Source organism: Streptomyces albidochromogenes (genome assembly GCF_005981925.1).
Classification (GTDB): domain Bacteria; phylum Actinomycetota; class Actinomycetes; order Streptomycetales; family Streptomycetaceae; genus Streptomyces; species Streptomyces albidochromogenes.
This window is the reverse complement of the sequence record NZ_VBVX01000210.1, coordinates 1-12,077: the sequence shown is the minus strand read 5'-3', so window position 1 is coordinate 12,077 and position 12,077 is coordinate 1. Positions and strand designations below refer to the sequence as shown.

The window sequence follows — 12,077 nt, the reverse complement described above, 5'->3', positions numbered from 1 at the left end:
ACATATCTGGCGTTGACTTTTGGCACGCTGTTGAGTTCTCAAGGAACGGACGCTTCCTTTGTACTCACCCTCTCGGGCTTTCCTCCGGGCTTTCGTTCGGCATTTCGTGTTCCCGACTCTATCAGACTCTTTCGCGTCCGATTCCCGGCCGGCGGGATTCTGCTTTTGTCTTTCCGGCTGTTGGGCCGTTCCGACATCCAGAACTCTAGCGGATTTCCCGGGCGGCTCATAATCGAGCCTGTCGAATGAATTCCGGCGTGCCGAAATTATCCCGGACCGGGAAACGTGCTGGGGTTTGGGGTGTCGCTCTCGCGACGGGTTGGAGCCGCAGAACCGTTCCGGCTCCGCGACAGCTCGGAGAACATTACGGATGCGCGACCGCCGCGTCAAACCGGCTGACCAGAGCGGACGGCCAGTGCGGACGCCCTGTCGCCAAACGGACAGCGGGCGGCTGGACGCCGACCGGGAACTCGAGCTCCTGGCCCGCGTGGTGGCGGCCCTCCGCGTTCCCGTCACCGCTGACGTCGAGAGCGGCCGGCCGGCCCCGGCGCGTTGACCGAGGCGGTGGCCCACGGCCAGCTGAACGCGCTCCTGCGGCGCGACCGAGGGGCCTTGGTCCTGCTCATACGGGCACAAGTTCCCCTGGCGAGGGGCACGTGGCGGGCGTCACGATGAGCGGGTCGTCCACAGCGAGAGGCTTCTGCGCATGCCGTCGGTCCGTCCGCTTCGCACCCCGCCTCCTCGCCTGCCGGGCCTTTCCTCCGGCAGCGCCGCCGTGGCGTGGGCGACGCCGTGGCTGGTGTGGTCGGCGGCGCTGGTCGTGGCCGTGCTGACGGGTCCGGACGTCTCGGTGGGGCCGGTGCTCGCCGCGGTTCCGGCGCTGGCGGCCATCGGTCACCGCTGGCCCGGGATCCTCGGGTTCGGGGTGCTGGCCACCGTGACGCAGACGGTCCTGCGGTGGGGCAGTACGCCGCTGGGCGGTTCCGCCCTGCCGATGGTGACGATCGCGATCGTGGTGGTCACCGTCGCGGGTGTGGCGGCGGCCGTCGCACGGGCGCGCGGCGAGCGGACTCTGGATCATGTGCGTTCCCTCGCCGGCGGTTCCAGCGGGCGGTGCTGCGGCCGCTGCCGGAGACCACGAAGGGTTACCGTCTGGCGGGCTTCTACCGGGCCGCCGAGGCGGAGGCCCGGGTGGGCGGCGACTTCTACGACGCGCTCCAGACGCCGTACGGGCTGCGCCTCGTCCTGGGGGACGTGGGCGGCAAGGGGCTGCCGGCCGTGGACGCCACGGTGATCCTGCTGGGCGCCTTCCGCGAGGCGGCGTACGACGAGCCCGACCTGGCGGCCGTGGCACGGCGCATGGATCTGTCGCTGCGCCGCCGCCAGGACGCCAGCGGTGACGACCGCTACGCGACCGCGCTGCTGCTCCAGGGCCGCCCGGACGGCACCCTGGAACTCGTCAACTGCGGGCACGTACCGCCGATCGCCGTGTCTGCGGACCGTTCCCGGGAAATGAGCCTGTGGCCGGGTTGTCCGCTGGGCTACTTCGACTTCGCTCAGGACGAGCCGGTGCGGGTGAACACGCACACGCTCGACGCCGCCACCTCGCTGCTGATGGTGACCGACGGCATCACGGAGGCCCGCAACGGCGACCGCGACTTCTTCGACCTCGAGGCCGCCGTGACGGGCCACGACCTCGGACCGTGTCCCGCGGCGCTCACCAGGGCGCTGCTGGCCGACGTGTCCCGGCACGCGGCCGGTGGCAGGCTGCGGGACGACGCCGCCGCTCTGGCCCTCGTACGTCACCTGCCGGAGGCGCCCGGTGCCCTCAGCGCTCCGTCAGGTCCGAGGCCAGCAGGTCCATGAGCAGGCCGTCGTGCCAGGTGCCGTCCGGGCCGCGCTCGTAGGCGCGCATGATGCCGACGGGGCGGAAGCCGGCCTTGGTGTAGCAGCGGATGGCGACGGTGTTGTCCGCCGCCGGGTCGATCACGATCCGGTGGTGGCCGAGGTCGGTGATCAGGTGGCGGGCGAGCGTGCGCACGGTGTCCGTGCCCAGCCCGCGGCCGTGCACGGCGGGGTCGAGATAGATGTCGATGTTGGCGTGCCGGTAGTCGGGGTCCCGCTCCTCGCCCCACTGGACGGCGCCGGCGACCCGGCCCGCGTGTTCGACGACCAGGGTGGTGACGTCGGGGTCGGCGAGGTCCTCGGTGACGGTCTTCACCAGGTCGTCGCCGCCGCGCCAGATCCCGCGGACCTCCGGAGTAGACCGGATGGCTGCCAGCCGCGGGATGTCGTCGGGTGCGGGCGGGCGCAGCACGACCTCGGTGCCGTACAGGGTCTTGGGCATGCGGGCACGTTAGCCCGGCGCTCCCCCGGTGGTCAGCCCTTCTCCGTGGGTTCGGCGGCGTGCCACACGGTGGTGACGTTGCAGAATTCGCGGATGCCGTGGCCCGACAGTTCCCTGCCGTAACCCGAGCGCTTGACGCCTCCGAAGGGCAGCGCGGGGTGGGAGGCGGTCATGCCGTTGACGAAGACCCCGCCCGCCTCCAGGTCCCGTACGAACCGCTCGACCTCGCCGTCGTCGCGGGTCCACACGTTGGAGCTGAGCCCGAAGGGCGAGTCGTTGGCGAGGGTCACCGCCTCGTCGAGGCCGGACACGCGGTAGACCGTGGCGACGGGTCCGAACGCCTCCTCGCGGTGGATGCGCATGCTCGGGGTGACGCCGGTGAGGACGGTGGGCTCGTAGAACCAGCCCTTGTCGTACTGCTCGGGGCGCTGTCCTCCGCACCGGGCGGTGGCGCCGAGGCGCAGGGCGTCGTCGACGAGCTCCTCGAGATCGGTGCGTCCCTGTTCGCTGGCCAGCGGTCCGACGTCGGTGGTCTCGTGCGACGGGTCGCCGACGGTCAGGTCCCTCATGCCGGCGGTGAAGCGTTCGCAGAAGTCGTCGTAGACGTCGGTGTGGACGATGAAGCGCTTGGCGGCGATGCAGGACTGCCCGTTGTTCTGCACGCGGGCCGTGACGGCGGTACGGGCGGCCCGTTCGATGTCCGCGGACGGCATGACGACGAAGGGGTCGCTGCCCCCGAGTTCCAGGACGGTCCGCTTCACCTCGTCGCCGGCGACGGCGGCGACCGAGCGTCCGGCCGGCTCGCTGCCCGTGAGCGTCGCGGCGGCCACCCGGCTGTCGCGCAGGAGGTCCTCGACGGCGCCGGATCCGATCAGCAGTGTCTGGAAGCACCCTTCGGGGAAGCCGGCGCGGCGGAAGAGGTCCTCCAGGTAGAGGGCGGTCTGCGGCACGTTCGACGCGTGCTTGAGCAGGCCCACGTTGCCGGCCATGAGTGCGGGGGCGGCGAAGCGTACGACCTGCCAGAGGGGGAAGTTCCACGGCATCACGGCCAGGACGACCCCCAGGGGGCGGTAGCGGACGATCGCCCGGGACGCTCCGGAGTCGGTCACGTCGGCGGCGGAGGGGTGCTCGTCGGCGAGGAGTTCCCGGGCGTTCTCGGCGTACCAGCGCATCGCCTTCGCGCACTTGGCCGCCTCCGCACGGGCGGCCGTGATCGGCTTGCCCATCTCGGTGGTCATGATGCGGGCGATGTCCTGCTGGTCCTCGTCGAGCAGGTCGGCGGCGCGGTTGAGCAGTTCCGCCCGCCGGTCGAAGCCGGTGGTGCGGTACTGGCTGAAGGCGCTCGCGGCGCGTGCCAGGCGGTGCTCGATCTCTTCCGGTCCGAGCGGGTCGAAGGTCTTGAGCGTCTCTCCGGTGGCGGGGTTCACCGTGGCGATGGGCATGCTGGGGTCCTCCTCGGACTCGGTCGCTTCGACACTCGCGCGGTACGGGCGGTCCCGCAACGTGACGGGGCGCCTTCCCCTTCGCCTGGGGTGCGGGCCCACGTGGCCGGGGGGCTCGTGACCGGCTTCCGGTACCCGTACGGAGGTGGGGAAAACAGCGTGGTCGGTCGAGGCTGTTATCCGGTCGGCGGAAGGGGAAGCCGTAGCCCATGGATGGGAAGCGTCCGACCATCGACGAGTCCTACTGGATGGCCACCGCCCCCGGCATCCGGTACCCGGCCGCGGACACGGACCTGACGGCGGACGTCGCCGTGGTCGGCGGCGGCATCGCCGGCCTGTGCACGGCCTGGGAGCTGGTCCGGGCGGGCTTGGACGTCGTGGTGCTGGAGGCGGACCGGATCGCCGCCGGGGTGACGGGGTACACCACGGCGAAGCTGACGGCGCTGCACGGGCTGGGTTACGCGCGGCTGGAGGCGCGGCACGGCGCCGAGGGCGCGGCGCTGTACGCGCTGTCGCAGCAGGACGCGGTCGACCGTGCGGCGGCGCTCTGCGACGAACTGGGGATCGACGCCGACCTGGAGCGCGCCGCGGCCTTCACGTACCTGGAGGACCCGGAGCGTACGGACGAGCTGAGGGCGGAGGCCGACGCCGCCCGGCGGGCCGGTCTCGACGCGTCCTTCGTGACGGAGACCGAGCTGCCGTTCCCGGTGGCCGGGGCGGTGCGGGTGGAGCGGCAGGCGCAGTTCCACCCCCGCAGATTCCTGCTCGCCCTGGCCGAGCGGATCACCGCGGCGGGCGGACGGATTCACGAGCGCACGCGCGTGACGGGGCTGCGGGACGGCGTGCGGTGCCGGCTGTCCACGGAAGGCGGTGTCACCGTCGAGGCGCGCGACACGGTCGTCGCGACGCACTACCCGGTCTTCGACCACACGCTGCTGTTCACCCGGCTGAAGCCGAGGCGGGAGCTGGTGGTCGCGGCTCCGGTGTCTTCCGGCGACGCGCCGGGGGGCATGTACATGAGCCCGGCCGACCGCGTCCGTTCGGTGCGCGGTGCGCCGTACGACGACGGACGGCGGCTGCTGATCGTGACGGGTGAGACGTTCGAGCCGGGTGCGGGCGGTGTGCGGGAGCGCTTCGCGCGCCTGGAGGCCTGGGCCGGGGAACGGCTGCCGGGTTTCGCGGCGGCGGACCGCGTGTACCGCTGGGCGGCGCAGGACAACGATTCGAGCGACCACCTGCCGTACGTCGGTCACGCGCACCCGGGCACCCAGCACGTGTTCGTGGCGACGGGCTTCGGCGGCTGGGGCATGAGCAACGGGGTGATGGCCGGCCGCCTGCTCGCCGCGCACATCGCGGGCGGCCCCCGCCCCGGGTGGACGGATCTGTACGATCCACGCCGCCTGCCCCACGTCCGGGAGACGGCGGAGCTGGCGAAGTACCAGAGCGACGTCGCACGGCGTTTCGTGGGCGACCGTCTGCACACCGGTCATGTCGACGCGGCGGACGAGGTCCCGCCGGGCAGCGGCGCGGTGGTACGTCTGGAGGGACGACGCTGTGCGGTGTACCGCGACGAGTCCGGCGAGGCTCACGTCGTGTCGGCCCGGTGTACGCATCTGGGCTGCCTGGTGCGGTTCAACGACGCCGAGAAGGTCTGGGAGTGCCCCTGCCACGGTTCGCGCTTCGGGACGGACGGCGCGGTGCTGCACGGCCCCGCCACCCGCCCGCTGGAACCCCGCGACCGGCCTGCGGAACCTCGCGACTGAGGCGCGCCGGACGGCGCTTTTCCGGCCGGGCCGGTCAGGGCGTCCGAGTGGGGCCGGTGGGGTGTGCGGCGGTCATGACCGTCCGAGCGAGCGCTGGAGTTCGGACTTGTTCATCGAGGAGCGGCCCTGGATGCCGCGACGCCGCGCCTCCGCGTACAGCTCGTCGTACGTCTGCCCTTGCGAGCCGCTGCCGGAACGCTGCCCACCGCGCTGCGAGGCGGACTTCCCCTGCGTCGAGCTCTTGCTCGCCGTCTTCGACTCGCCGGAGCGCGCCCGCTCCTTGTTGACGGTCCGCGCGGCCATCTCCTTGGCCCGCTTGGTGCCCGCGCCGCGCTCTTCGGCGCTCTCCTTGATGTGCTCGTACTGGCGTTCCCGCTTGGGGCTCGAACCCTTGGGCATGGTTACTCCTTGTACGTGGGATCGGTGGGCGGCCGCCCGCGACGGGCGGCCTCCGCTCACCCTGCGTCCGGTGTGTTCCGTCCGCAAACGCAGCACCGCGCCGCTCCTGTCGCCCGCTTCCGGCGGTGCCCGGCGAGTACCCTCCAAGCACGGGAACAGACACACAATTCCATGATCCACGGCCTGCTCCGGGTCTTCGCGCGGTTCGCCAGTACGGACCCCCGGGGGCAGGATGGATTACGAAACTGGCCTCAACGCCCCCATTCGACCAGGACACGTGCGATGGAAATGGAAACGACGGCCACCGGCAGAACCTCGAGCCACGAGATCTTCGGCGCTCCGTGCTGGATCACGCTGATGACACGCGACCTGGAGCCCGCCCAGGCCTTCTACGGCGCGGTGCTGGGCTGGGAGTTCCGGCGCGCCGGGCTCGGTCGCGGGTTCAGCATCGCCCTGCTCGACGGCGACCCGGTCGCCGGAATCGGGTCGCTGGACACCGCGTTGCGCGCGCCCGTCACCTGGACGCCCTACTTCGCGGTCGCCAGTGTGGACGACACCGCGAGCCGCATCCGGGAGCGGAGCGCCACCGTCGCCGTGGGCCCGCTCCGCTTCGCCACCGGCCGCGGCGCGATCGCGGCGGACCGGGACGGGGCCGTGTTCGGCATCTGGGAGGGCCAGCTGTTCTCCGACTGGCACGTGTGGCGCAAGAACGCACCCGTGTGGCTGCGGCTGCGGACCCGGGACGCGTTCGACGCGGCGATCTTCTACGGGCAGGTGCTCGAATGGGCCTCCGACCGCCCCGGCTGCTGCGAGGTGGAGTACCAGGAGGACGAGGTCGTACTGCTCCAGGACGGGCAGATCCTGGCGCGGCTGAGCTCGGGAGCCGTCGACACCGCCCCCGATCCGCTGATCCAGCCCCGGTGGCACGCCCACTTCCCCGTGGCGGACGTCGAGGCTACGGTCCAGGCAGCGCTCCGCCACGGCGGCACCGCCCTCGGGCACGGTCCCACCGCCTACGGCATGGAGACGACGCTGCGCGACCCGGACGGAGCGATCTTCACCGTCACCAGCGCAGGGCCCGGATAAGGCGACGAGGAAGGTGCACCCGTGCGCGGTTACTCACCAGACGCCTCCCCTCCCGGCGACCGGTCCGACGCGGCCGGTCTGCGGCTGACGGCGGGCAGAGCTGTGGGCGGCGGGCCTCCGGAACCGTTCGCCGGAGCGTCGCAGGGCGCCTGGCCGCTGCCGCCGGACCGCACCCAGGCCATCCTGGAGGCCACGAAGCACGTGGCGTCCCGGCTGAAGAGCTGCGGGTACCCGTTCGCGCTGGTCGGGAGCGTCGCGGCGTACGCCCACGGGGTGCCGGCCAGCTTCCAGCACGACGCCGACTTCTGCATCCTGCGCGAGGACGCGGAGGCCGTGACCGCGGATCTGGAGGTGGCGGGGATCGAGGTGCGGATCCCGCCGGAGGACTGGCTGATCAAGGCCAGCAGTCACGGCGAGGAGATCGACCTGATCTTCGAACTGGCCCGGCAGCCGGTGACCAGGGAGCTGCTGAGCCGGGCGCAGACGCTTCCGGTGGACTCGGTGCACATGCCCGTGCTGTCCCCCACCGACCTCATGGGCAGCCAGCTGCACGCCTTCTCGGAACACCACTGCGACTTCGGGGCCGTACTCCCCATCGCCCGGACCCTGCGGGAGAAGATCGACTGGGACCGGCTGCGCCGCGAGCACCAGGACTCGCCCATGCCGGACGCCTTTCTCTACCTGCTCGAACGTCTGCACGTCATCGAACCGCGGGAGGCAGGGCCGTGAACGACACATCCGCCGCCGAGTACCGCATCGCCCATCTCCAGGAGCATCTGGCGAGCGGCGACTACGCCGAGATGGGCGTACGGATAGAGCTGCGCGGAAACAGCGTCCTGATCGCCGGCACGGTCTCCAGCGCCGCCTGCCGGGACGAGATCCTGCGCATGGCCGAGGACGAACTGGCCGGACTCCCCGTGCGCGAGGACCTGGTCGTGGTCTCGGCCACCGCCCCCGACCATCCTGAGGAGCTCGCGTGATCCGGATCGCGGCCGTCGGCGACATCCATCTGGGACTGGACAGCGCGGGCGTGCTCCGGCCCGCCTTCGAGACCATCAGCGACTCGGCGGACGTCCTGCTGCTCGCGGGGGACCTGACCCGGCACGGCACGGCCGCCGAGGCGGGGGTGGTCGCCCGGGAGGTGGCGGGGCTCGGTGTGCCGGTGGTGGCCGTCCTCGGCAACCACGACTACCACAGCGACGAGCAGGCCGAGGTGACGGCGGTGCTCGAAGAGGCGGCCGTCACGGTGCTGGAGGGCGCGGGCACCGTCCTGGACATCGGCGGGGTACGGGTCGGGGTCGCCGGGACCAAGGGCTTCGGCGGCGGGTTCGCCGGGCGCAGCGGTGGCGAGTTCGGCGAGCCGCAGATGAAGGAGTTCATCCGGTACTCCCGACGGTGCGCGGACAGCCTGCGGCGCTCCCTGGACGAGCTGAAGGAGAGCGGCTGCGCCGTACGCGTCGCCCTGACGCACTTCGCGCCCGTGCCGGACACCCTGGCGGGCGAGCCCCCGGAGATCTTTCCCTTCCTGGGCAGCTACCTGCTCGCGGAGGCGATGGACCGGTCCGGCGCCGACCTCGCGGTCCACGGCCACGCGCATCTGGGCACCGAGCACGGCATGACGAGCGGCGGGGTACGGGTACGCAATGTCGCCCAGCCGGTGATCGGCCGTGCCTTCGCCGTCTACCACCTGCCGGTGCGCGCGGCGGCCGGGTCCGCGACCGACCAGGTGCCCGTCGCGGCCGAATGACCCGGCGAAGCACCGTTCGACGGCCCGTCGGGGACAGGCCCCGGGAAACGGAAAAGGTCGTATCGGATTGCTCCGATACGACCTCCGACCTGCGAAGAAACGCTGGTCGGGACGACAGGATTTGAACCTGCGACCCCTTGACCCCCAGTCAAGTGCGCTACCAAGCTGCGCCACGTCCCGGTGCCCGTCTGGCCTGGGGTTTCCCCTGGCCGAACGCGCTTGAGAACAATACCGCACTTGGGCCGGTGGTCACGAACCCGATTCAGACGCGCTTGTCGAGCCACGCCGTCAGGTCGTCGTGGACCTCGTCCCGGTTGGTCTCGTTGAGGATCTCGTGGCGCGCGCCGTCGTAGCCCTTCCAGGTGAGGTCCTCGGTGCCGAGGTAGCGGAAGTCCTCCAGAAGTTCGTACACGAGGGTCATGCCCTGGTTGCAGGGGTCCTCGGTGCCGGCGGCGATGTGGACCGGCAGGTCGGCGGGGACGCGGGCGAACCGGCGCGGGTCGTTGATCCTGCGGACCGCGTGCAGCCAGTCCAGGGCGAGACCCGCGCTGAAGGCGAAGCCGCAGCGCTCGTCGGCGGCGTAGGCGTCGACCTCCGCCTCGTCGCGCGAGAGCCATTCGAAGCCGGTGCGGTGCGGGAACGGGTCGTTGAAGGCGGAGAAGAGCGTGGGGAGGTACGAGGAACGGGCGGTGCGGCCGCGCTCCGCGATCTCCGCCTCCAGGCCGGCGATCGCCCCCTGGAGCTCGGCCCCGGGGAGGGTGCGGAACGTACCGGTGAGGATGAGGCCGGCCAGGTCGTCCGGGTACTCCTGCGCGTAGTCGCGGGCCAGCATCGAGCCGAGGCTGTGGCCGAGCAGGACGACGGGCACGCCCGGGTGCAGGGCCCTGGCCTGGTCGCCGACCGCCTTGAGGTCGGCGACGATCGCGCGCCAGCTGTCCTCGCCGACGACGCCGTAGCCGCCAGTGGCGGCCGCGGTCGCGCCGTGGCCGCGGTGGTCGGAGGCGATCACCCCGTATCCGTGGTCGACGAGGTGGCGGGCGAGGCGGTCGTAGCGCAGGGCGTGTTCGGCCGCGCCGTGGGCGATCTGGACGAGGGCGTGGGGCCGGCCGCTCTCCGGCAGCCAGGTGTACGCGGCGATCTGCGCGCCGTCGCCTGCGGTCGCCGTTCCCGTGCGGTGTGCGGTGCTCATCGGCACGCCTCCTGGGTGTGTGCTGCGTCGGGTACTGGGGCTGACTCTCCCCCGGGGAGCGCGGCTCACACCGGACCGCGCCGTCCCTCGCGTCCCGGCCGTGTCAGATGCCGCCGTCCTCGCGGCGCCGGATCAGCTCGGCCAGTTCCGCCGCCATCGCCTTGATCGTTTCCAGCCCGGCGCGTCCCCACCGGCGCGGCTCGGTGTCGACGACGCAGACGGTGCCGAGGAGCAGGTCCGTACGGCGGTCGATGACGGGCGCGCCCATGTACGACCGGATGCCGATCTCGTCGACGACCGGATTGCCGGCGAACCGCGGGTAGTCGCAGACGTCCTCCAGCACGAGGGCCTTGCGCCGGGCCACCACGTGCGGGCAGTACCCGTGGTCGCGGGCGAGGAACCGGCCGATGCGGCTCGTGGCGGCCACCGCGCCCAGGTCGGTGCCGCTGTGCGTGCCGGTCGGGGTGTGCAGACCGGCGAAGAACTGCCGGTTCTCGTCGATGAAGTTGACCATGGAGTACGGCGCTCCGGTCATCTCCGCGAGCCGGTCGGCGAACGTGTCGAAGGCCGGCACGGCCTGGTCCCCCAGCCCGAGCTGGTGCAGCCGCCGCACCCGGGCGGGCGCCTCCGGGTCGGCGGGGGTGAGCAGCAGGTGGCCGATCCGGTGGTACGTCATGCGGGTGCTCCGTGGCTTCCGTAGCCCGTCGAGGCCGGGGTGAGGGCGAGCAGGCGCCGGACGAGGGTGACCAGCGTCTTGATCCCGGAGCTGGCGATGCGGGCGTCGCACAGCACGACCGGGACATCGGGCGGGAGGTCGAGAGCGGCCCGTACCTCTTCCGGCTCGTAACGGTGCGCGCCGTCGAACTCGTTGACGGCGACGACGAATTCGATGCCGCGCCGCTCGAAGAAGTCCAGCGCCGCGAAGCTCTCCTGGAGGCGGCGGGTGTCGGCGAGCACGACGGCGCCCAGCGCGCCCTTGGAGAGTTCGTCCCACATGAACCAGAAGCGCTCCTGGCCGGGTGTGCCGAAGAGGTACAGGACGTGGTGCTCGTCGAGGGTCATCCGGCCGAAGTCCATGGCCACGGTCGTCGTGGCCTTGTCCTCGATGCCTTCCAGGCTGTCGGTCCCCACACTGACCTGCGTGAGGAGTTCTTCCGTACTCAGTGGAGCGATGTCGCTCACCGCTCCCACGAAGGTCGTCTTGCCGACGCCGAACCCGCCCGCGACCAGGATCTTGAGCGCGGTGGGAAACAGATCAGAGCCGTCGTCGTAGGCCATCGAGCACTGCCTCCAGCAGGGTGAGGTCGGTGGGCTGGTCGTCGAAGCGGGGTGCGTGGGTGGTGAGCGCCCCGCAGTCGACCAGGTCGGAAAGCAGCACCTTGGTGACGACCGCGGGAAGCCGCAGGTACGCCGCGATCTCCGCCACCGAGGTGGGGTGGGCGCACAGCCCGAGCGCCTGGGTGTGCTCGGGGCCGAGATGCATCAGGGGCTTCACCCCCGTGGCCCGCACCATGGACAGCAGGTCCAGTTCGGTCGTGGGGCGGGTGCGGCCGTCGCTCACCGTGTACGGGCGGATGAGCCGTCCGGCCGCGTCGTCGAGCCACGGCCCGTCCTGCGGGAGCGACGCCATCAGCGTCCCGTGGTGCTCGGTACGCCCGCCCGCTGCCTGGCCGGTGTGACCAGGTACGGCCGTACGCTCTTGACCAGCATCGCCATCTCGTAACCGAGGACCGCCGCGTCGGCCTCCCGGCCGGCGAGCACCGCGAGGCAGGTGCCGGAGCCGGCCGTGGAGACGAAGAGCAGGGTGGAGTCGAGCTCGACGACGACCTGGCGGACCTCGCCGCCGTCGCCGAAGCGGGCGCCGGCGCTGCGGCCGAGCGAGTAGAGGCCGGAGGCGAGGGCGGCCATGTGGTCGGCGCTGTCGGTGTCGAGACCGTGGACCGACTTGACCAGGCCGTCGGAGGAGAGCAGGACGGCGTTGCGTGTGAAGGGAACACGCTGGACCAGGCCGCTCAGCAGCCAGTCGAGATCGGACGCTTGGCCGGTTGGCGCATCACTCGCCATGGTGCATCTACTCCTTGGGGTACTGCGGGCGGTGGAGGGA

The 12,077-nt window shown here is 71.7% G+C and carries 17 protein-coding genes and 1 tRNA gene; 7 read left to right on the top strand and 11 right to left on the bottom strand.

Translation table 11 applies throughout. The annotated features are described in order from the left end of the window. On the top strand, positions 1 to 249 hold a 249-nt coding region (locus tag E2E34_RS35960), incomplete at its 5' end, for a hypothetical protein (RefSeq protein ID WP_208765316.1). A 417-nt stretch (positions 250 to 666) separates the two neighbouring features. Here the strand turns inward: E2E34_RS35960 and E2E34_RS35615 are convergent. Then, on the bottom strand, positions 667 to 891 hold the full coding sequence (locus E2E34_RS35615) for a hypothetical protein (protein ID WP_167518363.1): 225 nt from the start codon (positions 889 to 891) through the stop codon (positions 667 to 669). A 3-nt stretch (positions 892 to 894) separates the two neighbouring features. Next, positions 895 to 1,023: a hypothetical protein gene (locus E2E34_RS37050; protein WP_279637901.1), complete on the bottom strand. Its 129-nt coding sequence runs from the start codon at positions 1,021 to 1,023 to the stop codon at positions 895 to 897. A gap of 90 nt (positions 1,024 to 1,113) precedes the next feature. On the opposite strand from E2E34_RS37050, the gene E2E34_RS23795 reads away from it, so the two are divergent. After that, the gene (locus E2E34_RS23795) at positions 1,114 to 1,866 is read left to right on the top strand and encodes a PP2C family protein-serine/threonine phosphatase (RefSeq protein ID WP_167518362.1); all 753 of its coding nucleotides are present in this window, start codon (positions 1,114 to 1,116) and stop codon (positions 1,864 to 1,866) included. On the opposite strand, the gene E2E34_RS23790 is transcribed toward E2E34_RS23795, so the two are convergent. Together E2E34_RS23790 and E2E34_RS23785 are read right to left on the bottom strand one after the other, a co-directional pair. Then, positions 1,829 to 2,347: a GNAT family N-acetyltransferase gene (locus E2E34_RS23790; protein WP_138903957.1), complete on the bottom strand. Its 519-nt coding sequence runs from the start codon at positions 2,345 to 2,347 to the stop codon at positions 1,829 to 1,831. The two genes, E2E34_RS23795 and E2E34_RS23790, sit on opposite strands and share 38 nt — an antisense overlap. 32 nt (positions 2,348 to 2,379) lie before the next feature. Next, complete coding sequence (locus E2E34_RS23785; protein WP_138903956.1) at positions 2,380 to 3,789, bottom strand: NADP-dependent succinic semialdehyde dehydrogenase; 1,410 nt, start codon at positions 3,787 to 3,789, stop codon at positions 2,380 to 2,382. A 209-nt stretch (positions 3,790 to 3,998) separates the two neighbouring features. Between E2E34_RS23785 and E2E34_RS23780 the strand changes: the two genes are divergently transcribed. Continuing rightward, positions 3,999 to 5,552 carry an FAD-dependent oxidoreductase gene (locus E2E34_RS23780; RefSeq protein WP_138903955.1) on the top strand — a complete coding sequence of 518 codons (1,554 nt, stop codon included), beginning with the start codon at positions 3,999 to 4,001 and terminating at the stop codon, positions 5,550 to 5,552. A gap of 72 nt (positions 5,553 to 5,624) precedes the next feature. Here the strand turns inward: E2E34_RS23780 and E2E34_RS23775 are convergent, their stop codons facing one another. Next, a complete protein-coding gene (locus E2E34_RS23775; RefSeq protein ID WP_138903954.1) occupies positions 5,625 to 5,951 on the bottom strand; it encodes a plasmid stabilization protein in 327 nt (108 codons plus the stop codon). Positions 5,952 to 6,233: 282 nt separating this feature from the next. Between E2E34_RS23775 and E2E34_RS23770 the strand changes: the two genes are divergently transcribed. Genes E2E34_RS23770 through E2E34_RS23755 form a run of 4 tightly spaced genes read left to right on the top strand, consistent with a single transcriptional unit; the run spans position 6,234 to position 8,784 of the window. After that, a complete protein-coding gene (locus E2E34_RS23770) occupies positions 6,234 to 7,037 on the top strand; it encodes a VOC family protein (protein ID WP_138903953.1) in 804 nt (267 codons plus the stop codon). Between the two features lie 21 nt (positions 7,038 to 7,058). Further along, positions 7,059 to 7,766 carry a nucleotidyltransferase family protein gene (locus tag E2E34_RS23765; RefSeq protein ID WP_138903952.1) on the top strand — a complete coding sequence of 236 codons (708 nt, stop codon included), beginning with the start codon at positions 7,059 to 7,061 and terminating at the stop codon, positions 7,764 to 7,766. Beyond that, complete coding sequence (locus E2E34_RS23760) at positions 7,763 to 8,017, top strand: hypothetical protein (protein ID WP_138903951.1); 255 nt, start codon at positions 7,763 to 7,765, stop codon at positions 8,015 to 8,017. The genes E2E34_RS23765 and E2E34_RS23760 overlap by 4 nt, the downstream gene beginning before the upstream one ends. After that, the gene (locus E2E34_RS23755) at positions 8,014 to 8,784 is read left to right on the top strand and encodes a metallophosphoesterase family protein (RefSeq protein ID WP_138903950.1); all 771 of its coding nucleotides are present in this window, start codon (positions 8,014 to 8,016) and stop codon (positions 8,782 to 8,784) included. The genes E2E34_RS23760 and E2E34_RS23755 overlap by 4 nt, the downstream gene beginning before the upstream one ends. A 103-nt stretch (positions 8,785 to 8,887) precedes the next feature. On the opposite strand, the gene E2E34_RS23750 is transcribed toward E2E34_RS23755, so the two are convergent. The 6 genes from E2E34_RS23750 to E2E34_RS23725 all read right to left on the bottom strand — a co-directional run bounded on the left by E2E34_RS23750 (position 8,888) and on the right by E2E34_RS23725 (position 12,037). Further along, a tRNA-Pro gene (locus tag E2E34_RS23750) sits at positions 8,888 to 8,964 on the bottom strand. Between the two features lie 82 nt (positions 8,965 to 9,046). Further along, positions 9,047 to 9,973, bottom strand: coding sequence for an alpha/beta fold hydrolase (locus E2E34_RS23745; RefSeq protein ID WP_138903949.1), 927 nt, complete (start codon positions 9,971 to 9,973; stop codon positions 9,047 to 9,049). A 103-nt stretch (positions 9,974 to 10,076) separates the two neighbouring features. Continuing rightward, positions 10,077 to 10,649: a GAF domain-containing protein gene (locus E2E34_RS23740; RefSeq protein ID WP_138903948.1), complete on the bottom strand. Its 573-nt coding sequence runs from the start codon at positions 10,647 to 10,649 to the stop codon at positions 10,077 to 10,079. After that, positions 10,646 to 11,251, bottom strand: coding sequence for a GTP-binding protein (locus tag E2E34_RS23735; protein ID WP_138898726.1), 606 nt, complete (start codon positions 11,249 to 11,251; stop codon positions 10,646 to 10,648). Before E2E34_RS23735 ends, E2E34_RS23740 begins: the two co-directional genes overlap by 4 nt. After that, positions 11,229 to 11,603, bottom strand: a complete 375-nt coding sequence (locus tag E2E34_RS23730; protein WP_138903947.1) for a DUF742 domain-containing protein — start codon at positions 11,601 to 11,603, stop codon at positions 11,229 to 11,231. Before E2E34_RS23730 ends, E2E34_RS23735 begins: the two co-directional genes overlap by 23 nt. After that, positions 11,603 to 12,037 (bottom strand): roadblock/LC7 domain-containing protein, encoded by a 435-nt coding sequence (locus E2E34_RS23725; RefSeq protein ID WP_138903946.1) that lies wholly within the window; start codon positions 12,035 to 12,037, stop codon positions 11,603 to 11,605. The genes E2E34_RS23730 and E2E34_RS23725 overlap by 1 nt, the downstream gene beginning before the upstream one ends. Positions 12,038 to 12,077 lie beyond the last annotated feature (40 nt).

Coding starts and splice junctions, on each gene's coding strand:
- E2E34_RS35615 (WP_167518363.1), bottom strand. CDS start 891: ATGGCCGCCAGCGCCGGAACCGCGGCGAGCACCGGCCCCACCGAGACG.
- E2E34_RS23790 (WP_138903957.1), bottom strand. CDS start 2,347: ATGCCCAAGACCCTGTACGGCACCGAGGTCGTGCTGCGCCCGCCCGCA.
- E2E34_RS23785 (WP_138903956.1), bottom strand. CDS start 3,789: ATGCCCATCGCCACGGTGAACCCCGCCACCGGAGAGACGCTCAAGACC.
- E2E34_RS23780 (WP_138903955.1), top strand. CDS start 3,999: ATGGATGGGAAGCGTCCGACCATCGACGAGTCCTACTGGATGGCCACC.
- E2E34_RS23775 (WP_138903954.1), bottom strand. CDS start 5,951: ATGCCCAAGGGTTCGAGCCCCAAGCGGGAACGCCAGTACGAGCACATC.
- E2E34_RS23770 (WP_138903953.1), top strand. CDS start 6,234: ATGGAAATGGAAACGACGGCCACCGGCAGAACCTCGAGCCACGAGATC.
- E2E34_RS23745 (WP_138903949.1), bottom strand. CDS start 9,973: ATGAGCACCGCACACCGCACGGGAACGGCGACCGCAGGCGACGGCGCG.
- E2E34_RS23740 (WP_138903948.1), bottom strand. CDS start 10,649: ATGACGTACCACCGGATCGGCCACCTGCTGCTCACCCCCGCCGACCCG.
- E2E34_RS23735 (WP_138898726.1), bottom strand. CDS start 11,251: ATGGCCTACGACGACGGCTCTGATCTGTTTCCCACCGCGCTCAAGATC.
- E2E34_RS23730 (WP_138903947.1), bottom strand. CDS start 11,603: ATGGCGTCGCTCCCGCAGGACGGGCCGTGGCTCGACGACGCGGCCGGA.
- E2E34_RS23725 (WP_138903946.1), bottom strand. CDS start 12,037: ATGGCGAGTGATGCGCCAACCGGCCAAGCGTCCGATCTCGACTGGCTG.